Source organism: Lampropedia aestuarii, from assembly GCF_004803635.1.
Lineage (GTDB): Bacteria > Pseudomonadota > Gammaproteobacteria > Burkholderiales > Burkholderiaceae_C > Lampropedia > Lampropedia aestuarii.
Genome location: NZ_SSWX01000002.1, coordinates 99,792 through 120,356, shown reverse-complemented (window position 1 = coordinate 120,356; position 20,565 = coordinate 99,792). Strand labels below are relative to the sequence as shown.

General features: G+C 56.5%; 16 protein-coding genes. 10 read left to right on the top strand and 6 right to left on the bottom strand.

What is annotated here, in order from left to right; all coding sequences use genetic code 11:
* Positions 1-131 precede the first annotated feature (131 nt).
* Together E8K88_RS01955 and E8K88_RS01950 are read left to right on the top strand one after the other, a co-directional pair.
* Positions 132-2,249: an alpha/beta hydrolase domain-containing protein gene (locus tag E8K88_RS01955; protein WP_136404966.1), complete on the top strand. Its 2,118-nt coding sequence runs from the start codon at positions 132-134 to the stop codon at positions 2,247-2,249.
* Between the two features lie 93 nt (positions 2,250-2,342).
* The gene (locus E8K88_RS01950) at positions 2,343-3,941 is read left to right on the top strand and encodes a tannase/feruloyl esterase family alpha/beta hydrolase (protein ID WP_136404965.1); all 1,599 of its coding nucleotides are present in this window, start codon (positions 2,343-2,345) and stop codon (positions 3,939-3,941) included.
* A 133-nt stretch (positions 3,942-4,074) separates the two neighbouring features.
* Here E8K88_RS01950 and pepN read toward each other — a convergent pair whose 3' ends face one another.
* Together pepN and E8K88_RS01940 are read right to left on the bottom strand one after the other, a co-directional pair.
* Positions 4,075-6,780 (bottom strand): aminopeptidase N, encoded by a 2,706-nt coding sequence (pepN, locus tag E8K88_RS01945; protein WP_136404964.1) that lies wholly within the window; start codon positions 6,778-6,780, stop codon positions 4,075-4,077.
* A gap of 212 nt (positions 6,781-6,992) precedes the next feature.
* The gene (locus E8K88_RS01940) at positions 6,993-7,241 is read right to left on the bottom strand and encodes a TIGR04438 family Trp-rich protein (protein ID WP_136404963.1); all 249 of its coding nucleotides are present in this window, start codon (positions 7,239-7,241) and stop codon (positions 6,993-6,995) included.
* Between the two features lie 362 nt (positions 7,242-7,603).
* On the opposite strand from E8K88_RS01940, the gene E8K88_RS01935 reads away from it, so the two are divergent.
* From E8K88_RS01935 to E8K88_RS01920, 4 genes are all read left to right on the top strand, one after another.
* Positions 7,604-8,026, top strand: a complete 423-nt coding sequence (locus tag E8K88_RS01935) for a DoxX family protein (protein WP_136404962.1) — start codon at positions 7,604-7,606, stop codon at positions 8,024-8,026.
* Positions 8,027-8,284: 258 nt separating this feature from the next.
* Positions 8,285-9,085: a dioxygenase family protein gene (locus E8K88_RS01930; protein ID WP_136404961.1), complete on the top strand. Its 801-nt coding sequence runs from the start codon at positions 8,285-8,287 to the stop codon at positions 9,083-9,085.
* 268 nt (positions 9,086-9,353) lie between these two features.
* Positions 9,354-10,052 carry a response regulator transcription factor gene (locus tag E8K88_RS01925; protein WP_136404960.1) on the top strand — a complete coding sequence of 233 codons (699 nt, stop codon included), beginning with the start codon at positions 9,354-9,356 and terminating at the stop codon, positions 10,050-10,052.
* Complete coding sequence (locus E8K88_RS01920) at positions 10,049-12,112, top strand: sensor histidine kinase (protein ID WP_240754271.1); 2,064 nt, start codon at positions 10,049-10,051, stop codon at positions 12,110-12,112. Before E8K88_RS01925 ends, E8K88_RS01920 begins: the two co-directional genes overlap by 4 nt.
* A gap of 8 nt (positions 12,113-12,120) precedes the next feature.
* Here the strand turns inward: E8K88_RS01920 and murA are convergent, their stop codons facing one another.
* From murA to E8K88_RS01900, 4 genes are all read right to left on the bottom strand, one after another.
* A complete protein-coding gene (gene murA / locus E8K88_RS01915) occupies positions 12,121-13,425 on the bottom strand; it encodes a UDP-N-acetylglucosamine 1-carboxyvinyltransferase (protein WP_136404959.1) in 1,305 nt (434 codons plus the stop codon).
* Positions 13,426-13,562: 137 nt separating this feature from the next.
* A complete protein-coding gene (locus tag E8K88_RS01910) occupies positions 13,563-13,799 on the bottom strand; it encodes a BolA family protein (RefSeq protein ID WP_136404958.1) in 237 nt (78 codons plus the stop codon).
* 206 nt (positions 13,800-14,005) lie between these two features.
* Positions 14,006-14,785, bottom strand: a complete 780-nt coding sequence (locus E8K88_RS01905; RefSeq protein WP_136404957.1) for an ABC transporter permease — start codon at positions 14,783-14,785, stop codon at positions 14,006-14,008.
* A 109-nt stretch (positions 14,786-14,894) separates the two neighbouring features.
* Positions 14,895-15,818 (bottom strand): ABC transporter ATP-binding protein, encoded by a 924-nt coding sequence (locus E8K88_RS01900; RefSeq protein WP_136404956.1) that lies wholly within the window; start codon positions 15,816-15,818, stop codon positions 14,895-14,897.
* Between the two features lie 347 nt (positions 15,819-16,165).
* Between E8K88_RS01900 and leuB the strand changes: the two genes are divergently transcribed.
* The 4 genes from leuB to E8K88_RS01880 all read left to right on the top strand — a co-directional run bounded on the left by leuB (position 16,166) and on the right by E8K88_RS01880 (position 20,562).
* On the top strand, positions 16,166-17,248 hold the full coding sequence (leuB, locus tag E8K88_RS01895; protein ID WP_136404955.1) for a 3-isopropylmalate dehydrogenase: 1,083 nt from the start codon (positions 16,166-16,168) through the stop codon (positions 17,246-17,248).
* A gap of 462 nt (positions 17,249-17,710) precedes the next feature.
* The gene (locus E8K88_RS01890; protein ID WP_136404954.1) at positions 17,711-18,370 is read left to right on the top strand and encodes a DUF6151 family protein; all 660 of its coding nucleotides are present in this window, start codon (positions 17,711-17,713) and stop codon (positions 18,368-18,370) included.
* 454 nt (positions 18,371-18,824) lie between these two features.
* Positions 18,825-19,463 (top strand): exopolysaccharide biosynthesis protein, encoded by a 639-nt coding sequence (locus E8K88_RS01885; protein ID WP_136404953.1) that lies wholly within the window; start codon positions 18,825-18,827, stop codon positions 19,461-19,463.
* A gap of 106 nt (positions 19,464-19,569) precedes the next feature.
* On the top strand, positions 19,570-20,562 hold the full coding sequence (locus E8K88_RS01880) for a LysR family transcriptional regulator (RefSeq protein ID WP_136404952.1): 993 nt from the start codon (positions 19,570-19,572) through the stop codon (positions 20,560-20,562).
* Positions 20,563-20,565: the final 3 nt, after the last annotated feature.

Below are 20,565 nucleotides of genomic sequence, written 5' to 3'. Positions count from 1 at the left end.
AAGACGCGCTTTCATTGCAAGAGCCTAATCGCTGTAGCGCATAGGTAGGCGCTAGCCTGCCTGCGATGGACTCCAGCTTGAGGCACAAGCTGATTCAAAAACAAGATTCAAACAAGACAGGAGACAACAGCATGCAAACCTTTAAATTCACAGCCATCGCGCTGGGCGCTGCCACCCTGGTGGCCTGCGGTGGCAGCAGCAATGACGATGTGCCGGTTGCCAACAGCCCACAGCTGACATTGCAGATCACGGCCACGCAAAATTTTCCCGGTAGTTATGGAGAAGTAGGCGCTTATGAACGCCTGAGCGGCACGCTGTCTGGTGAACTCGATCCCAAAGACGCCAAGAATGCGGTGATTCAGGACTTGGCTTTGGCGCCGGTCAACGCACGCGGCATGGTTGAGTACAGCACCGATTTTGTGATGCTCAAGCCCAAGGACATGCGCAAGGCCAGTGGCGTGCTGCGCTACGACGCGCCCAATCGTGGCAATATCCTGACCATGCTCAACCCTACCAGCAATCCTGGCGATGCCGTGTATTTGGAGCGTGGCTATGTCGTGCTGTACGCGGCTTGGCAAGGCGATGTGCCCAAATCTACGCCAGAGCGCTTGACAGCTCAGGTGCCAGTAGCAAAAAATGCCGATGGCTCCAGCATCACCGGGCCTTACCGCGCGGAGTTGGTGCCGCAGTCAGCGACCAGCACCATGAGCTTGCCTGGCGGTGTATTCAACGGCAGCATGCTGCCGTACGAACCAGCCAGCCTGGACAATACTTTGCCTGGTTACACACTGACCAAACGCATCAATGAGAGCGATGTGCGCCAGCCAATCGCAGCTGCCGAATGGAAGTTTGCCAACTGCACGCAAGCCGTGCCGTTTCCGGGCACGCCAGACCCCAGCAAAGTCTGCTTGCAGTCGGGATTTGACCCTTTGTACTTGTATGAGTTGGTCTATGTCGCTAAGGACCCTAAGGTAATGGGCGTGGGCTTGGCGGGATTGCGTGACACCGTGCATTTCTTTCGCAACGCCCAGGCCGATGCTGCTGGCATGGCCAATCCATTGGCAGGTCGTATCCAGCACACGATTGCACAGGGCACCTCGCAATCGGGCAATGCGATGAAGACGTTCTTACACCTGGGTTTTAACCAGGCAGTCGATGGCTCACGAGTATTTGATGGCATGTTCGCCCACGTGGCCGCGCGCCAAACCCATGTCAATACCCGTTTTGCTGTGCCAGGCGGTGGTGGAGGTCTGCGCACCGACCACACGGCGTTCGGCCAGACTGCGCCACGAGGCCTCGACAAGGACTACTACGACGAGATCAGCGGCCGCAGCGGCGGCGTGATGCGCCGCTGCAGCGAAAGCAACACCTGCCCGAAATTCTTCCTCGGCCTGTCTGGCACTGAATTCTGGCAATTGCAAGGCTCGCCTGTGCTCACCAATGCCAGTGGCACGCAAGACTTGGTGCAACCTGACAACGCCCGCATTTACTACTACGCCAGCACCCAGCACGGCGGCGCAGGTGGTGAGGCCAGCATCAGCTTTGCGCCCAGCCGCAGTGTTTACCCTTCAGGCACGGTCGTGCATTTCAACGACACGTTCCGAGCCTTGTTCATCGCTTTGGAAGAGTGGGTGGTCGAGGGCACAGCACCACCGGCCAGCCAAGTTCCACAACTGGCCGATGGCAGCCTGGTGCGACCAGATCAAGTGCGCTTTCCTGTGATGCAGGGAGTGCAATGGCCGGTCAATGGCGTTGCGACCGCGATTCCGCGTTTCAATTACTTGGCGCGCTACAACGATTTTGAATTGCTGGATTTTGGTCCGCAGTATCTGCCGCAAGATGAAGCTGGAATTGCCACGCTGCAGCCACCAGTACAAACGGGCCAGCACTATGCGATTTTGGTGCCCCAAGTGAGTCCGCGCACGGGCCTGACACTGGCCGGTATCCAGTCGGTTGAAGCACAGGCGCCGCTGGGCACCAGCATCGAGTTCAACTATGTCAGCGATGAACGCTTGGTGGACTTGGCCAACTTGGCTGGCAGCTATATCCCGTTCCACCACAGCCTGGCAGAACGCATGGCCGCAGGCGATGAGCGGCCTTCGCTTGAAGAACTGTACGGCACGCAAGAAGCTTATGTGCAAGCTGTCAGCCGTGCTGCGCAAAGCCTGATTGCGCAGCGCTTCTTATTGCCTGCGGATGCAGAGCGGATCATCGACAAGGCGCGACAAACAGCGCTGTTTGATGAATGAGCAAGGCCTGCCGGTGGGGTCGTGCAGCGGTCACTGGCCGGCAGAGTGCTTTGCAGTGTGTGATCTGGCAAGTACAACAAACTAGGAGACGACATGCAATTCTTTAAACCTACGGCCATCACGCTGGCCACTGGCTTGCTGGTGGCTTGCGGCGGCGATTCTTCAGATGGCCCGCCAGCGGTGCGCAACTTGGCCGAGCACAATTGCAATGTGGCCGCATTGCAGGCGGGGCTGCCTGCTTCAGACAAACTTTTGTCGGCCACGCTGGTTAAAGCTGGTTCACTGCCGCTTGGGCCCAATACCACTTTGCAAGATCTGCCGGAATTTTGCCAAGTCATGGGCCAGACCTCGGCCAGCGCCAATTCTCTGATCAACTTTGAGATCTGGACGCCGCTGGGGCAGGCATGGAATGGCAAGCTGGTCGTCACCGGCAATGGGGGGTATAGCCCAGCCTTGAGTTACAACGACATGGCCTATGCAATGCGCCAGGGCTATGCGGTGGTTGGCGGGGATACGGGCCACCAGTCCAGCAACCCTAATGCGATGGACTGGGGCGTGGGCAATCCTGAAAAAATTCTCGATTGGGGCAAGCGCTCGATCCATGCGATCACCCAGCCCTCCAAGCAACTCATTGAGCGCCTGACCAGCACTGCCGCGAGTCGCTCATACTACTACGGCTGCTCCACCGGTGGCCACCAGGCATTTGCACAAATGCAGCATTACCCTGCCGATTTTGATGGTGTGATTGCAGGCGCACCGGGCCATAACCGCACACGTTTGAACGTTGATTTTTTGCACCGTTTTCTAGCCAATCGTGAGCCAGGCAGCAATGGCGCGGTGATTCTGACACCTGCCAAAGCCCGTTTTATCACACAACAAGTGGTTGCAGCTTGCGATGGCCTTGATGGGGTTGTCGATGGGGTGATGGAAAATCCGCGCATGTGCACGCCTGCGCATTTCGATATTCGTAGCTTGCAGTGTGAAGCCGAAGACAACGAGGCCTGTCTGACCACCGCGCAAATCGAGGTGGTTGAAGCAATCTACCAAGGCCCAGTGAACCCGGTGACCGGTGAGCAACTCTATCCCGGCCATTTGCCCGGTAGCGAAGCCGGCTGGCCCAGTTACTGGGGCAGTGACAGCCCAGTGCGAGCCGACTATTGGCGTTTGTGGGCGTTTGATGACCCACAATGGGACTGGTGGACGTTTGACTACAACCGCGATGTGGCACGTGCCGAAAAGGTGCTGGGACCCTTGGTTGACCACACCAGTGCTGATTTGCGTAGTTTTGCGACACGCGGTGCCAAAGCCATTGTCTACCATGGCTGGCAGGATGCGGTGGTGAACCCGGTCGACAGCATCCACTACTACGAGCAAGTGCAGGCCTTGCATGGCGCGCAAACGGGTGACTTTATGCGTTTGTTTATGGTGCCTGGTATGGGCCACTGCAGCGGCGGCACCGGTGCTGTGGTGTTTGGCAATGGCGGACAGCAAGCTGCCAACGCCCATGCGGGCAATGACTTATTGCATGCGCTGGATGCCTGGGTAGAACAGGGCAAGGCTCCTGAGCAGATTGTCGCCAGCGCTGCCAGTAACGCTGCGCCGCGTAGCAAACCGCTGTGTGCCTATCCGGCCAAGGCGGTGTATGACGGCCGTGGCAATAGCAGCGACGCGGCAAGCTATTCTTGCCAGTAAGCTGCCATTGTTAGGCCTTGCAGTAAAAGCGCCCTGGAGAGTTGCTCTTTCAAAGCTGTTTACGATCTTTGCGCTGACCGCATTGCATCCTTTGGGATTTCAATGCGGTTGCGCGGAGATGATGAATAGGCTCTTAGGCCAATGACTTCTCAATGATCTCGCGCACGTCTTTGCTCAGCTTGCCATGCGCGGCTACGCGTTGCAGAGCGGTTTGCGCTTGCGCCTGGAAAGGCGCATCGAGCTTGCGCCACGCGTCCATTGCACGGGCCAGGCGCGCAGCGGTTTGTGCGTTGATGGCATCCAAGGCGATTACCTGATCGGCCCAGAATTGGTAGCCAGCGCCGTCGGCACGGTGGAAGCCCGCCGGGTTGGCATTGGTAAAGCCAAAAATCAGGCTGCGTGCGCGGTTGGGGTTTTTCAGTGTGAAGTCCGGGTGCTGCATCAGCTGCTGCACTTTGGTCAGAGCATCTCCTTGCAGACCGGGTGCGCTGGCTTGCAGCTGGAACCATTTGTCCAGCACCAGGGCATTGTCTTTGAAGAGTTGGTAGAACAGCGCCAGCGCGTTGCCAGCGAGTGGGTGCCGTGCGGACACCAGGGCTGCCAGTGCATTGAAACGGTCGGTCATATTGCTGGCGTCTTTGAAGCGCTGCAAGGCTTTGCCTGGCCAGACGCTGTCGCCACTGTGCATCGCATCAAGTGTCAACATGGCCAGGGCTTTGCCTGCCAGAGCACGGCGACCTGTAGAGATCGCGTCTGGCGTGTAGGCGCCTGTGTCGTTGTGCAATTCCCAAACGCGCTGCCAATCAGCTTTTAGCGCAGAGGCCAGTTGAGACAGCAAGGTTTGGCGCACAGCGTGAATGCGTTGTGGGTTGACCACGTCAAGCTGCTCGGCGATATAGCCTTCGGTCGGCAGCGTCAGCACCAGGTCTTTGAATGCCGCATCCAGCAGTGGATCGTTGAGGACTTTACGCAATGCGGCCAGATAGCGCTCGGGCAGCATTGGCGCGTCATTGCCGTCGCGCAATGCATTCAGCATGATTTGCTGGGCCCAGCGTTGGCTCGCTTCCCAGCGGTTGAATGGGTCGCTGTCGTGCTCGAGCAGCACCTCCAACTCTTCTTCGTCGAGTTGCTGGTGCAGCACAACTGGGGCGCTGAAGCCACGCAACAGCGACGGCACTGGCGCTTGGGCCAGATTGACAAAGGTAAAGGTTTGCTGCGCTTCGGACAGCACCAAGGTTCTCTCAAACTGGGCTTCAGTGGCCTCACCTTGCAGTTGTAGCGGCAGGGCCTGGCCGCTGCGTGTCAGCAAACCGAGCTTGACTGGAATCACTGCTGCCTGTTTGTCGGGCTGGCCGGGGGTCGGGCGCAGGGATTGTGTCAGGCGCAGGGTGTATGTTTGCGCCATCTCATCGTAAAGGCCAGTCGCTTGTACGTGTGGGGTGCCGGCCTGGCTGTACCAGAGTTTGAACTGGGGCAGCAGCTTGTGCAGTGCGCTGTCAGGGTTGGCGTCAGCAATCGCCTGGGCGAAATCATCGCAGGTCACGGCCTGGCCATCAAAGCGCTCAAAGTACAGTGTGATGCCTTTGCGGAAACCTGCCTCACCCACCAGCGTGTGCATCATGCGCACGACTTCAGCGCCTTTTTCGTAAATCGTCAGCGTGTAGAAATTATTGATTTCCTGGTAGCTGTCTGGGCGCACTGGGTGGGCCATTGGACCGGCATCTTCAGCAAACTGGTTGGTGCGCAAAAGGCGCACGTCTTCAATGCGTTTGACTGCGCGGGCGCTGTCGCTGCCGGCCATGTCCATGGAGAACTCCTGGTCGCGGAATACGGTCAGACCTTCTTTCAAGGACAGCTGGAACCAGTCGCGGCAGGTGATGCGGTTGCCAGTCCAGTTGTGGAAGTACTCGTGGCCAACAACGCTTTCGACGTTGGCAAAGTCCACGTCGGTGGCCGTTGTTTGGCTTGCCAGCACATACTTGGTGTTGAAAATGTTCAGGCCTTTGTTTTCCATTGCGCCCATATTGAAGTCGCTGGTGGCCACAATCATGAAACGGTCCAGATCCAGGTGCAGGCCAAAGCGCGCTTCGTCCCAGGCAATCGACGCAATCAGGGATTGCATCGCATGCTCGGTTTTTTCCAGGTCACCTGGGCGCACATAGACTTGCAGCAAATGCTCTTTGCCATTGCGCGCAATGATGCGCTGCTCGCGCGCGACGAGCTTGCCTGCGACCAAGGCAAACAGGTAGCTTGGCTTTTTGAACGGGTCATGCCATTTTGCATAGTGGCGGCCGTCTTCCAATGCGCCTTCTTCGACCAGATTGCCGTTGGAGAGTAGCACCGGGTAGAGCGCTTGATCGGCCCGCAAGGTGACGCTGTAGATGCTCATCACATCAGGGCGGTCCAAGAAATAGGTGATGCGGCGAAAGCCCTCTGCCTCGCACTGTGTAAAAAAAGCACCTTGGCTGGTGTACAGGCCGGACAGCGAGGTGTTTTTTTCCGGCTGGCACGTGGTGAATATCTCTAGATCAAAGCCAGACTCATCAACGGGCAGGTTGGAGAGTACCAGCTGGCCATTGTCCATTTTGAACGTTGCGCCTTGGCCATTGACCAGTACGCGGGCCAGATTCAAATCCTCACCATCGAGACGCAGTGGTAGATCGGTGCCCACTGCGGTGTTGCGGCGCACGCGCATTTTGTTGAGTACGCGGGTTTTGGCTGGGTCGAGGTCAAACGTCAGCTCGACAGTGTCAATCCAGAAAGCTGGCGCAAGGTAATCCTCTCGATGGATAGTGTGGGGCTGCGGTGAGTCAGGCACGAGGATAGATGTATCGGTCATGTGTATTTTTTGCGAGATCGGTTCGGAGTACTGAACAGTATTCAGCACTTGAAAAAAAGAATGCCGCCCTTGGCAGCTTGAGCCACATTATCCTTAATGCGCACCGCAATGACAAAAGCTGCTGTTAAATGCCATTATGAAAGCGTTTCAATTGAGCGGTAGTGCATGTTGTTGTGGGCTCGGCAGCGCACCTCAGATCCACTTGGGGTGCTTTATTTTTTCGGTTTTCGGGGCGAGGTCAGGCCAAGGCGCGCACGATCGCGCGCAATGCGGGCATTCTTTTTGGCATTTTCTTTTTCGATGGTTTTGCGCTTGGTATAGCCCGACCAGTCGGCCCACGACCACCATGCAGCCGTCAGGCCAAAAGGCACAGCAATCCACCACCACGGCCACTGGGCCACCGGGCCGATAGCAAAATACTTCAGGGCAAGCAAAATCAGTGACAGGCCTAGGAGATACATGGCAATGCGTTGTTGAGGGTCAATCGAAAGGTCCTGGCCTACTGCAGCGCAATGGCCAGTCCAGGCCACGGCCAATTGGAGCTAGCCCAGGAACCGGGCTGCTGCATTGTGGCGCATGCGGTTGTCAAATATTTTAGTGGATATCCATTACGCCAAACTGCCAGGAGCTGCGCTGTTGGGCGGTGCTTTGGTCTTTTGGGAGGCTTGCGTCAGGCAATGCTGGCAATGGGCAGGTTGGTAGTTTCAGTGCCTTTTGTTTCTTTTTTATGAATAATTAGTTTGAATCGTGATGGTTTATGTTTTTATTTTGAGGCAATAAACTTGCGGCCTTGCCACTGATGTGGTGCTCACGAAGGTCTATCATGCAACGCATTGTCTCCACATTTGACTTATCACTTAGCCCGACGGCAGGCTATGGCGCAGCTGCTCTGCGCATCGGTTTGGGTGTTTTGTTTTTGGTTCATGGCTTGACCAAGTTATTGGTGTTTACACCTGCAGGCACTGCTGCCTATTTTCAGTCGCTGGGCTTGCCTGCGGTGCTTGCCTACATCACGATTGCGCTTGAGTTGGCAATTGCAGTGGCGATGTTGGTAGGTATTTATGCCCGTTGGTTTGGCCTGATAGGCGTGCCTCTGTTGTTGGGCACGATTGTGACGGTCCACGGTGCCAATGGCTTTGGCTTTTCCAACCAGGGCGGCGGCTGGGAATACCCTGCGGTTTGGGCCTTTTTATTGATCGTTCAGTTTTTATTGGGCGATGGCCGCTTCACATTGCGCTCGCGCTGATGTGCAGGTATTGAGGGCAGGGCGTTTCACCACTGGCCCTTTAAAGCAGCGGCACCGTCTTTGATGCGTCGATGTACAACCCAGTTGGTCCCTGTTGTAGTGCTTGCGTTTCACGCCTGGTCGCAACCGCCCACCTTCAGCTTGCGCGGCGGTGTTAGCCGCTATTAATCAGCTTCGATGGCCAGCGCTTGCTGCCAGCCCTGCTTTTAGTTCAAACGTATGTGTGCTGAGCGCACATGCCTACCAAGGAGTTTTGTGATGAGCAGATCCCGTATGCCTTCTTTGTTTATTTCACATGGCTCACCCATGACGGCGCTGCAGCCAGGTTTGGTGGGAGAGCAATTGGCGCAATTGGCTCAGGCCATCGAGCAACCCAAAGCCATTGTGATTGCCTCGGCCCATTGGCTGGGTAGGCAGCCAATGGTGGGTGGCGCCGCTAAGCCTGAAACCATCCATGATTTTGGTGGATTTCCGCAAGCGCTGTTTGATATCCAATACCCAGCGCCAGGCGATCCTGCACTGGCGCGCCGTGTGGTGGAGCTATTGCAGCAAGCGCAGTTGCCAGCGCAATTCGTGCCTGACTACGGTTTGGACCATGGTGCTTGGGTGCCGTTGCGACTGCTGTATCCAGAAGCCCATATTCCGGTTGTGCCACTGTCCATTCAGCCCCGTTTAGGACCTGCTCACCAATTGGCCATGGGGCACGCATTGGAGTCCTTGCGTGATGAGGGTGTGTTGCTGATTGGCTCTGGCAGCATTACCCACAACCTGCATGATTGGCGTGCGGGTTATGGCGATGGCCACGAGGCGCCGTATGTGCGGCCATTCATTGAGTGGATTGGGCAAAAGCTCTCAGACAATGATGTCAGCGCTTTGCTGGACTACCGCAAGCTGGCCCCATTTGCCGCCCAGGCCCATCCTAGTGATGAGCACTTACTGCCATTATTTTTCGCCATGGGGGCAGCAGGGCAGAGCGATGACTTGCAGGCCCAGCGCTTGGATGCCGGTGTCGATATGGGCTTTTTGGCGATGGATATTTACCGCTTCGATGGCGAGTAGGGAGCGGGCATGGCGTTTCGTGTTGCTTCATCAGCGCTACGTAGCAATACGTTCCACTTCTTCCATTATCACGATGGGTTTGGACTTTAAAAGGTGCCTGGCGGCCCATTCAGGTGCGGTGCACAGATCCAGCAGCTGCTGGGCCTAGGCTAATGCACAATGTGGCCTTGACCGCGCTAGCGGCGATCATAGAGCCTGTTTGAAACAGCACAAATACCTGATTTCAGGGATATGCAGCACCTGCAGGCTGGGTCTAAGATGGCAAGATATGACTACTGCGCCTTCACCTTCGTCTGTTGAGCATACAACCTTGCCGATTCCTGTGTTGGTGGTAGAGGACGAGCCATTGCTGCAGCAGCGTTTGCACGCTGTGCTGCTGCAATTGGGTTACCAGGCCGATGCCATCATGCATGCGGCCAGCCTGGGGCAGGCGCGGGACTTGCTGGCGATGCAACCGGTGGCCTTGGCCTTGATTGATTTGCAACTGCCCGATGGCAATGGCAGAGAGCTGATTGCTGAGTTGCGCGCCGATGATCCCAGTTTGGGCATTTTGGTGGTCTCGGCCTGGAGCTCTGAGGAGGCGATTGTGGGTGCGCTCAAGGCTGGTGCGACCGGCTATGTGCTCAAAGAGCGTGATGATTTTGAGGTTATGCTGTCAATCCGCAGTGTGCTGCGAGGCGGAGCCCCCATTGATCCGTTCATTGCACGGCGTATTTTGCAGCTCTTGCCCAAGCCTGAGATAAGCCAGACAACGCCGTCCAATCAGTCTTATGAGCGGCTCAGTGAGCGGGAGGCGGAAATCCTGCATCTCGTGGGCGATGGATTATCCAACCGTGAAATTGCCGAGGCATTGTTCATTTCCCGCTTTACGGTAGAGACCCATGTCAAACGCATTTATCGCAAGTTGGCTGTGTCCACTCGCATCAATGCGGTAAGCGTTGCCCGTGCCAGGGGGATGATCGAGTGACCCAGTTTGCAGGTCTTGCAAGGGCCTTGTTGTGCTGGTTTTTGCTGGGGGCCACTTCAGCTTGGGCGATGTGCGGCCCTGAAATCATCTCGGTTCAGGCCGCAGCCGAGCAAGCCAGCAGCAATGGGCGTGCGGCACGGCCAGTCAAGGGCTGGCGTGATGTGTCATTGCCCAACCGTTGGGAGAGCGATCTTGCAAAACCCCAAGACACAGTTTGGTACCGCATTGACTGGCAGCTGCGCTGCAGTGCCGATGCCTACTCAGCGCAGGCAGAGGCTGAGCCGCTGGCCTTGGGAATTGATGGCATGAGCCTGGCTGGCGAGGTGTATAGCAATGACACCTTGGTGTGGCGCGACCATTCTATGGTTGAGCCCTTCTCGCTCAGCTGGAATATGCCCAGGTGGTGGGTGCTGCCTGAGAGCTCCATTCGCGATGGTGTCAATTCGGTATGGGTCAAGGTAACTGGCGTTCCCGCATTGCAAATCGGCTTGGGCCCATTGCGACTGGGTCCGGTGGATACAGTGCAGACAGCGTATGCGCAGCGCTGGTGGAGCCAGCGTACTGTCTATATGCTGACCTTAGGCATGAATGTCGCCATTGGTGGCTTTTTTTTCATTGTCTGGCTGATGCGCAGGAGCGAGCGCAGCTTTGGCTGGTATGCGTTGACTTCGCTGAGTTGGGCTGCTTATCTGGCGACCATTTTGGCCACCAGTTCACAGCCCTGGCTCGAGGCCTTGAGCCTGTCGCGATTGAATATTGCCGTGTTTGCTGTTTATGTAGGCGCTTTTTGCATGTTCATGTGGCGTTTTGGCGCCCAGCAATTTCCACGCATTGAGCGCCTCTTATTGTGGAGCATGCTAGGCGCGGTGGCCGCTGCGCTGTTTGCTCCTCGCGCCAACGCTCCTGTGGTCTTTGCGTTGATTTGGTATGGTTTTGGTGCAGCGTTCTTTCTCAATTGCTTGCAGTTTGAGTGGCATGTATGGCGGCCACATTCCACAGGCCGCAGCCGCCACAATATCGGTTTTGCCCTGTGTTTGTTGTTGATACTTGTCGTGGCGGTGCACGATATGTGGCTGGTTGTGCATGAACAGTCGCCGGGCCAGACTTGGAATCCTATCGTTGCCCCATTGGCGACCTTGCTGATGGCACTGCTGCTTGGCGGACGGCTGGCGCAGGGCATGCGCATGATCGAGCAATTCAACTTCGCGCTGGAAGAGCGAGTCGAGATGGTTCGCCAAGAGCTGGAGCAGGCTTTGTCCAAAGCCCACACACATGCACTTGAGAATGCCAAGCTGCAAGAGCGGGTGCAAATCTCTCATGACTTGCACGATGGCTTGGGGGGAACCTTGGTGCGTGGTTTGGCCATGGTTGAGCAAGCCCCTGCGATGGTGCCCAAAGAGCGCGTGTTGTCGATGCTGAAAATCATGCGCGATGATTTGCGCCAGGTCATTGACCACGGCGCCAGCTCGAACAGCTTGGCGCCTGAGTCGCCGCTGCAGTGGATTGCTCCCGTGCGCCACCGCTTTACACGCATTTTGGATGAGCTGGATGTGGCCTCGCACTGGCGCATTGCGCCTGAATGGCCTGGGCATCAGCGGCCAACGGCTTTGCAGTGTTTGGGCTTGACGCGCTTGGTTGAGGAGGCATTGGCCAATATCATCAAGCACAGCCGCGCGCGCCACGTGCGTGTTTCTGTTCTTGTGCAAGAGGATGGGCATGCAGTTGCAACCATGTCGGTCTGTGTGGAGGACGATGGCATTGGCTTTGATGTTGCTGCCGTTAAGGAGGCCGGCCTCACGGTTGGCTTTCGGAGCATGACGGCGCGGGCCAAGCGCATTGGTGCCGTGTTTGATGTAGAGTCAGGGCCCAGTGGCACGTCGGTCTGTGCGATCGTGCCGATGGCAAATGTGCAGGCCACCGCCGCGGCTGCGACGCAGCAAGTCAGCATGGATGCCAGTCAAGACGCCACCACGCCTGCACCTTGCCGACCGCAGCGCAGCGTGGCTTTCACTGAAACCGGGCTGGAGCCTGATGTGGGAGAGCGTGTGTCAACGCTTTGAACAGGCTCTTAGGATGCCGCGCAAGCTTGATGGCGCTCAATGTTCGCGCCCAGGCTGCGTAGCTTGGCCTCGATATTGTCGTAGCCCCTGTCCAGGTGGTGCAACTCACTCACACAGGTTTGGCCTTGCGCCACGAGCCCGGCAATGACCAGGCAGGCTGACGCACGCAAATCGGTTGAGCTGACCTCGGCGCCGCTGAGCAGCGCGCCGCCTTCCACAACGGCAACTTTGCCATCGGTTTGAATGCGTGCGCCCAAGCGAATGAGTTCGCTGACATGCATGAAGCGGTTTTCAAAAATCGTCTCGGCGATGGTCGATGGCCCTTGCACCACGCAGTTCAGCGCCATGAACTGTGCTTGCATGTCGGTGGGAAAGCCTGGGTATTCGGTCGTGCGCAGGCTTTGAGCGAGCAGTTTTCCAGAGGCCGCACCCGGGCTGCTGACCCGGATACCGGTGTCCAAGCACTCAATCGATACGCCCATATCGCGCAGCTTTTCCAATACCGCGCCCAAATGCTTGCCGCGTGCGCCTTTGAGCAGCACATCGCCGCCAGTTGCGGCCACTGCGCATAAAAACGTACCCGCTTCAATGCGGTCGGCTACCACGCTGTGGTCGCAGCCGTGCAGGCGCTCTACGCCTTGGATACGAATAATGCCCGTGCCGTGTCCTTCAATGCGCGCGCCCATTGCAATCAGCATTTCGGCCAGATCAATGATTTCAGGCTCTTGCGCGGCATTGGCCAAAATGGTTTCGCCTTCGGCCAAAACGGCGGCCATCAACAGGTTTTCAGTGCCGGTGACGGTCACCATGTCGGTTGTGATGCGCGCGCCTTGCAGGCGTTCGGCATCGTGCGGCAGGGTAGCAATGATATTGCCGTGTTCGATCACGGTCTCGGCGCCCATCGCCTGCAAACCGCGGATGTGTTGGTCGACCGGGCGTGAACCAATCGCACAGCCGCCAGGCAAAGCCACTTTGGCGTAACCAATGCGCGCCATCAAGGGCCCCAGCGCGAGGATTGAGGCACGCATGCTGCGCACCAAATCGTAGGGCGCTTCTGGCTGGCCTAATGACTGCGCATGCAGATGCACGGTGCCATCGGCGTCATGGCGGGTTTGCACGCCCATATGCGAGAGCAATTGCAACATCGTGCGCACATCTTGCAGGCGCGGCACATTGCGTAAAACAATTGGCTCATCGGTCAGCAGGGCAGCACACAGCAGCGGCAGGGCTGCATTTTTGGCGCCAGAAATGGTGACTTCACCTTGCAGCGTTTGACCACCACGAATAATCAGTTGTTCGGGAGTGCGGGACATGGTTGATAAAAGCGGTGAATGGGGGCTCAAAAGGAAAGGGCGTCGCTGGTGGCGTGAAGGTGACGGTGGGCTGCCAGCACTGCAAGTGCGTGCTGTGCGCCATGCCACCTGTGGGCACTGCTGATGGCTGGCCAGCCTTATTGGGCCTGCCACTCGGCTGGTGTATGGGTTTTCATGGACAGCGCATGCACTTCGTCGGTTTGCATGCGATTGCCCAAAGTGGCATAGACCTTGCGCTGGCGCTGCACCAGGTTCAGACCGTCGAATTCAGCCGAAACAATGGTGGCAAACCAATGGCGGCCATCGCCTTGCAGTTCGATGTGCTCGCAAGCGAGGCCTTGCTGAATCAAGGATTGGAGTTCTTCTGCGGTCATAACAGTCGTGGGGAAAAAGTAAAGCGCCAAGGCGCTGGTCAATACAAGCCAGGGAAGGTTTTGCAATGAAGGCCTTGCCAAGCTTGCTAGGGCTTGATTATCAATGGCTGCGTGAAGTCAGCGTGAAGTGGCAGGCTGCAGAGCATTGCAGGTGTAAACAAGCAATGCAGCAGCCCATGGTTTTGGCCCGTTGGTGGGCGGCTGACTCAAGAGCGGATTTTATAGCCCGATTTTAATAGGCCCATGGCCAGCCAGCTAGCCAAAACCCAGGCCACTGCGGTAATGCCCAGACTGAGCCAAGGCGAGAAGTCGCTATGGCCGAGGAAGCCGTAACGAAAACCGTCGATCATGTAGAAAAATGGGTTCAGGTGGCTGACGGCTTGCCAGACTGCAGGCAGCGAGTGGATGGAGTAAAACACGCCCGAGAGGAAAGTCATCGGCATGATCAGAAAATTCTGAAAAGCGGCCAGCTGGTCGAACTTGTCGGCCCATAGACCAGCGATCACTCCCAGTGTCCCCATCAGGCCAGCGCCGATGATGGCAAACAGCAATGCCCACAGTGGGTTGACCATCTTCAATGAGGTAAATAGCACGGTGACCAGCATCACACCCAAACCGACGACCAGGCCGCGGATGATCGAGGAGCCGACAAAGGCGATGTACCAGGCGCGGTGCGAGAGAGGGGTGAGCAAAATGAACACCAGATTGCCGGTGATTTTGCTTTGGATCAGGCTTGAGGAGCTGTTTGCAAAGGCATTTTGCAAAATGCTCATCATGACCAGGCCTGGCACCAGAAAGGCGGTGTAGCTGAGGTCGTCATAAACCGTTACGCGGCCGTCAAGCACATGGCCGAAAATCATCAAATACAGCAAGGCTGTCAGCACGGGGGCGGCAATCGTTTGGAAAGCCACGCGCCAAAAGCGCTTGACCTCTTTGGCCAATAGCATTTGCCATCCAATGGATGGGGAGGGATCAATAGGTTGCATGGTGTCTCACAGTGGCAGTCGGCCCACGCAAAGGCATTGGGCTGGTCTGGCTTGCGGTAGTTATGGGGGCGAGAGAGGCGAGTGTGGTGTATGGCTGAATGGGCTCAGTCTAAGCATCGTTTGCGCCTGCTTCGCCCATGATGGTGACAAATACATCTTCCAGATCGGCGCGGCGAATTTCCATGTCCTGCACATGCACGCCCGCTTGGCGTAGCTGGCCCAGTAACACTTCGACATCGCCGGCTTCTTTGGCCGGGATTTGCACGACACGCCCGGTCACGCGGGCCAGCGCCATCAGCTCTTCTGGCAGCATATGGTCAGTCTTGAATTGCAGCACGCTGTGACTGGCGGCACTGAGCAGGCTGGTTGTGTCTTCAAGCGCCACAATGCGGCCCCGTTTGAGCATGGCGATGCGGTGGCACAAGGCCTCAGCCTCTTCGAGGTAGTGGGTGGTCAGCAGGACTGTGTGGCCTTCGCGGTTGAGGCGGTCAATAAAGTGCCATAAGGTTTGGCGCAGCTCGACATCGACTCCGGCGGTGGGCTCATCCAGCACAATGATCGGCGGCTTGTGCACCAAGGCTTGTGCGACCAGCACACGGCGTTTCATGCCGCCTGAGAGCTGGCGCATATTGCTATTGGCTTTGTCGCTCAGGCCCAGGTGGTGCAGTAATTCATCAATCCAGGCATTGTTGTTGCGGATGCCAAAATAGCCCGATTGGAACTGCAGCGCTTCGCGCACCGTAAAGAATGGGTCAAAGGCCAGCTCTTGCGGCACGATGCCTAAGCGTTGCCTGGCCTGTGCATAGTCTTGGTGCACATCAAAGCCCTGCACCAGCACGCGGCCACTGCTGGCTTTGGCCAGACCTGCCAGAATTGCAATCAAAGAGGTTTTGCCAGCCCCGTTGGGGCCGAGCAAACCGAGAAATTCGCCTTGGCGAATGTCCAGGTTGACATCAAAAAGCGCCTGGAACTGGCCATTAGCGGTGGGATAGAACTTGCTAACGGACTGGAAAGAAACAGCAGGTTGGGACATGTAGCATCAGACAGGTTGCTGGCTAAAGAGCGCTTTGGCAGGGCAAGCAGGAGTTATGCCAGCATGCCGCAGCCCTTCTTTGGCGAGCCGAGCCAAGCAGGTATCGCGCAAAAATGGCATAAGCGGGCTATTTTAGGTCTTGCAGGCAGAACGTGCTTGGATGGGCTCCTATGTTAGGTCAGATGTTGCGGTATTGACTGGACTGTCGGTCTGTGCAAATGCAGATGGCACCGCTCTTGATTTGCGCTGGCAGGGCGGCCCCAAATCCGCCAATCGCGCTTGGCACAGCAGGTTGCCTCGATACAATCGACATCAAACGACATTTTTCTTAGCTACATGGGACATTTATGAAAATTGCCATCTTGCCGGGTGACGGTATCGGGACTGAAATCATTGCTGAAGCTGTCAAAGTGCTGAAGTCACTGGACTTGAAGTTTGAGATGGAGACAGCCGATGTCGGTGGCGCAGCGTATGCGGCCAGTGGCCATCCTCTGCCTGAAGCGACATTGAACTTGGCCAAAGCCTCTGATGCCGTGCTGTTTGGCGCTGTGGGCGATTACAAATACGACAATCTGGAGCGTGCACTGCGTCCAGAGCAAGCGATTTTGGGACTGCGTAAAGCGCTGGGCTTGTTTGCCAACTTCCGTCCGGCCATTTGTTATGAGCAGTTGACCCATGCCTCCAGCTTGAAACCCGAACTGGTTGCTGGTTTGGATATTTTGATTATTCGTGAGTTGACCGGCGATATATACTTTGGCCAGCCTCGCGGACGCCGCACTGCAGCTGATGGGCATTTCCCTGGCAGCGATGAAGCGTTTGACACGATGCGCTACTCCCGCCCAGAGATTGAGCGCATTGCCCACGTCGCATTCCAGGCAGCGCAAAAGCGCAGCAAGCGCGTGTTGAGCGTGGACAAGGCCAACGTGCTGGAGACCTTCCAGTTTTGGCGCGATGTGGTGACCGATGTGCACAAAGAGTATCCTGATGTGGCGCTTGAGCATATGTATGTCGACAATGCGGCAATGCAATTGGTCAAGGCGCCGAAAAACATCGATGTGCTGGTTACCGGCAATATGTTTGGCGATATTCTCAGCGACGAGGCGGCGATGCTGACTGGCTCGATCGGCATGCTGCCTTCGGCCAGCCTGAACTCCAAAAAGCAAGGCTTGTATGAGCCAAGCCATGGCAGCGCGCCTGATATTGCAGGTAAAGGCATTGCCAATCCGCTGGCGACAATTTTGTCGGCAGCAATGATGCTGCGTTACTCGCTGGAGCAGCCTGAGGCTGCTGCACGCATTGAAAACGCGGTCAAGAAAGTGCTGGCCAGTGGCTTGCGCACCAGCGATATTTACAGCGAAGGCGCACACAGTGCGGGGACACGCAAAGTAGGCACTGCCGAAATGGGCGATGCGGTAGTTGCTGCGCTGTAAGCCAAAGCGCGTCTTGATCCAGTCCCCTGAGCCGCAGTCAGCACGGACTCAGGCGGTGCGTTGTGTTAGGCCTTTTTTTTGAGCCTGCCTCTTCGGGTTGAAGCCCAAAAGAATCACTGCGTTATTAATAAAAATCCTCGTCGGGCAGATAGCCCGACTGCGGTTTATGCCACGCATTGCACCTTTTGGGGCTTCAGCACGCCTGCGTGGAGGATCGGCTGGCTTGAACAGGCTCTCAGCCGCGCAGGCCTTTCATCCCCGTCTAGAAGCCTCCCTTTTCTTCGCACGCATCTATAAGGATGAGGTCTTTGCACGGCTTGGAACTTAGGTGATTTTCCTCTGCAAACTGGATGGCGAAGCGCGGTATGATGATGAACTGTGTAAGCAAATGTGATGATTTTGTTTTGATATGTTTCGGCCCTGTATCGCTGATGTGGCCGCTAACAATACACAGGAGGCTCCGTGGATTTAGGTTCAGCAACGTCGTTGTCGATGCAATGCACTTGTGGAGCGTTCAAGGCGCGTCTTGAGCGTCCACGCAATGCGTTGCGGGTGGTCTGTTACTGCCGTGATTGTCAGAGCTACTCCCATTATTTGACGACCTATGCACCGCTAAAGCTGGACCAGCATGGTGGCACTGAGGTCATTGCGCTGGCGCCTGAGCACCTGAAGCTGGAGCAGGGCGCCGAGCAATTGCGCTGTATATCACTGTCTGCGCAAGGAACTTACCGCTGGTATACGCATTGTTGCGGCAGCGCCATAGCGGTGACTCCACGGCAAGCGAGGCTGGCCCATGTCAGCATTGCTGCGTCTGCATTGCGCGATGCGGGGGTGGATGTCGAGGCGGCATTTGGCCCGCTGCAAGTGGTCGCCAATCGCGCCAGTGCGCATGGCAATGCATTGCCCAGGCCGACCAAGCAGAGCTTGTTCATCTTGCTCTATGGCATGGGATTGTTGTTGCAACGCTCGACTGGTCGTTGGCGCGAGAATGCGTTGTTACAGCCGGGCACTTGGCAGCCCATCGTGCCGGTGCATGTGATCGAGAGGACACAAAGGCAACGTTTGCTGGCGCTGGCCGAGCATCGGCCACATACAAGGTCACGCATCGTTCTGAGGTGGTAGAGCAGGCCATGCCACAGGCTCTGGGTCATAGCAGACGTGAAGTTTGGATGGCATGTGGATGGCATGGCGATGCCGCCAGGTCGATAGCGCGACAGGGTGGCAACCATGGGCCAGGCGCATCAAAGCGCTGTTCCCTGTGCCGTTCAAACACTGCATACGAGCGTCTTTAATGTGTTATACCACTGCCTTTTTCTCGCATCTGCGCTCATTCACAGCATGTTTTTGTGGATTAAGCCCGGGTGCGACAATCTCCGCTCCTTTCTTACGGGAAGGGTAACTACCAGCGCCACCCCAGCCTGTATGTTGTGCAAGATACCAACGAGAAGCCATTGACGCACTCCTTGCCTTTGGCATGCAGCTTGCATTGGATGTGGACTGAATGGTCTGGACGCGGCGCCAACGTCGCTGGCGCTGGCGTATTGGGTTGCTTGATCTTTGAGGATGTGCATAGCTTATGAGTGATTCTTCTGAAGCTTCTGCTTCTTATGCCGATTTGTCGGCCAGTGAGGTGATTGCTCGACTGCTGGGGCAGATGGACAAATCATCTTTTTCGGTGCGTGAGCTGATGGCGATGATGGGCGACAAAGGCCTGTTGATGGTGTGTGCCTTGATGACATTGCCTTTTTTGTTTCCTGTGTCGATTCCGGGTGTCTCGACCGTGTTTGGTCTGGCTATTTTGTTGATTGCTTTGTCCATCAGCACTGGGCGGCTGCCATGGATGCCCGCTTTTGTTGCTGACCGCCAATTGGATGCTGACAAGCTCAAGCCGGTCTTGCAGCGTGGCGTCTCGGTGCTCAAAAAACTCGACCGGGTATTGCGTCCGCAGCGTCTGCGTCTGCTCACCGCTGGGGTGATGAATAATGTCAACGGTTTGGCGATCATGTTCGCCGCCGCCTTGCTGATGCTGCCACTGGGCTTGGTGCCGTTTTCCAATACGATGCCGGGCGTGGCCGTCTTGTTGCTGGCGCTGGGTGTGAGCCAGCGCGATGGCCTGCTGGTATTGGGCGGTTATCTGATGATTGTCGGCACCTTGGTGTATTTTTCTATTCTGGCATGGGGCGCATGGAGCGCTAGCAGCCACTTATTGGGCTAATTGTGCCTAATAAGGGTTTATTTCTGCTTTATGTGTGCTTTTAATCGCAAAATAGACACATACACTGTTTGATTAACGGGGCGATGCCCAGCTTTGGAAGGTAGAAATGAACCGCGCCTTGGAAATGGAAGTATTTGCTGCTGTGATCGATGCAGGCAGCTTTGTCGGTGCTGGCGATATGCTGAATATGTCCAAGGCGGCGGTCTCCAGGCATGTGGATGCATTGGAGCGGCGTTTGGGCGTGCGCTTGATGCAGCGCACGACGCGACGTTTGTCCTTGACTGAAGAAGGTGCGGTGTTCTACCACCACTGCAAAGAAGTGCTTGCGGTGATCAACGCTGCCGAGGCTGAAGCAGCCTCACGCGTGAGTGAGCCTACAGGCGTCATTCGTATCAATGCCCCGGTGTCGTTTGGCGTGCGCTATCTGGACCCAGTTTGGGCGGTATTGCTAGAGCGCTACCCGACCTTGGATTTAGAGCTCTCGCTCAATGACCGGGTGGTCGATTTGATCGAAGAGGGCATCGATATGTGTGTGCGCATTGGTGAGCTGACCGACTCGTCCTTGGTAAGCAGGCGCTTTGCCAGCACCAAGGTGATTGCTGCTGCCTCGCCAGAGTATTTGGCAAAGCATGGCGTGCCCCAGACGCCAGATGATTTGCACCAGCACCAAATCATCTCTTACCGCAACTGGACTGGGCCAGGCCGCAATGAATGGTCATTCAGGTCCAAATATGGTGGCAGTCTGCAAACTGTCAAACTCAAATCACGCGTTTTTTGTAATAGCGGTGACCCCTGCAGGGAGTTGGCCTTGCGCCACGCCGGTATTATCTTCCAGCCCGACTTTTTGATTGGCAATGATTTGCGCGATGGCGCACTGGTGCCGATCCTGCCCGACTACGATTACGAGCATGCCCATTTGGGCATTTATGCGGTCTATCCAAGCCGCAAACAGCTGCCACAAAAAGTGCGCGTCTTGGTCAATCTACTGGTTGAGCTCTTTGAGCAAGTGCCTTGGGCAACGGTGGACGATGTTGTTGCGGCCCAATCTACCAAATCGGTTAAAGCGGTTAAAGCGGCGAAATCGGCTAAATCTGCTTAAAAG

Excerpts from the sequence above, each read along its gene's own strand:
- E8K88_RS01955 (WP_136404966.1), top strand. The coding sequence starts at position 132 with ATGCAAACCTTTAAATTCACAGCCATCGCGCTGGGCGCTGCCACCCTG.
- E8K88_RS01950 (WP_136404965.1), top strand. The coding sequence starts at position 2,343 with ATGCAATTCTTTAAACCTACGGCCATCACGCTGGCCACTGGCTTGCTG.
- pepN (WP_136404964.1), bottom strand. The coding sequence starts at position 6,780 with ATGACCGATACATCTATCCTCGTGCCTGACTCACCGCAGCCCCACACT.
- E8K88_RS01940 (WP_136404963.1), bottom strand. The coding sequence starts at position 7,241 with ATGTATCTCCTAGGCCTGTCACTGATTTTGCTTGCCCTGAAGTATTTT.
- E8K88_RS01935 (WP_136404962.1), top strand. The coding sequence starts at position 7,604 with ATGCAACGCATTGTCTCCACATTTGACTTATCACTTAGCCCGACGGCA.
- E8K88_RS01930 (WP_136404961.1), top strand. The coding sequence starts at position 8,285 with ATGAGCAGATCCCGTATGCCTTCTTTGTTTATTTCACATGGCTCACCC.
- E8K88_RS01925 (WP_136404960.1), top strand. The coding sequence starts at position 9,354 with ATGACTACTGCGCCTTCACCTTCGTCTGTTGAGCATACAACCTTGCCG.
- murA (WP_136404959.1), bottom strand. The coding sequence starts at position 13,425 with ATGTCCCGCACTCCCGAACAACTGATTATTCGTGGTGGTCAAACGCTG.
- E8K88_RS01910 (WP_136404958.1), bottom strand. The coding sequence starts at position 13,799 with ATGACCGCAGAAGAACTCCAATCCTTGATTCAGCAAGGCCTCGCTTGC.
- E8K88_RS01905 (WP_136404957.1), bottom strand. The coding sequence starts at position 14,785 with ATGCAACCTATTGATCCCTCCCCATCCATTGGATGGCAAATGCTATTG.
- E8K88_RS01900 (WP_136404956.1), bottom strand. The coding sequence starts at position 15,818 with ATGTCCCAACCTGCTGTTTCTTTCCAGTCCGTTAGCAAGTTCTATCCC.
- leuB (WP_136404955.1), top strand. The coding sequence starts at position 16,166 with ATGAAAATTGCCATCTTGCCGGGTGACGGTATCGGGACTGAAATCATT.
- E8K88_RS01885 (WP_136404953.1), top strand. The coding sequence starts at position 18,825 with ATGAGTGATTCTTCTGAAGCTTCTGCTTCTTATGCCGATTTGTCGGCC.
- E8K88_RS01880 (WP_136404952.1), top strand. The coding sequence starts at position 19,570 with ATGAACCGCGCCTTGGAAATGGAAGTATTTGCTGCTGTGATCGATGCA.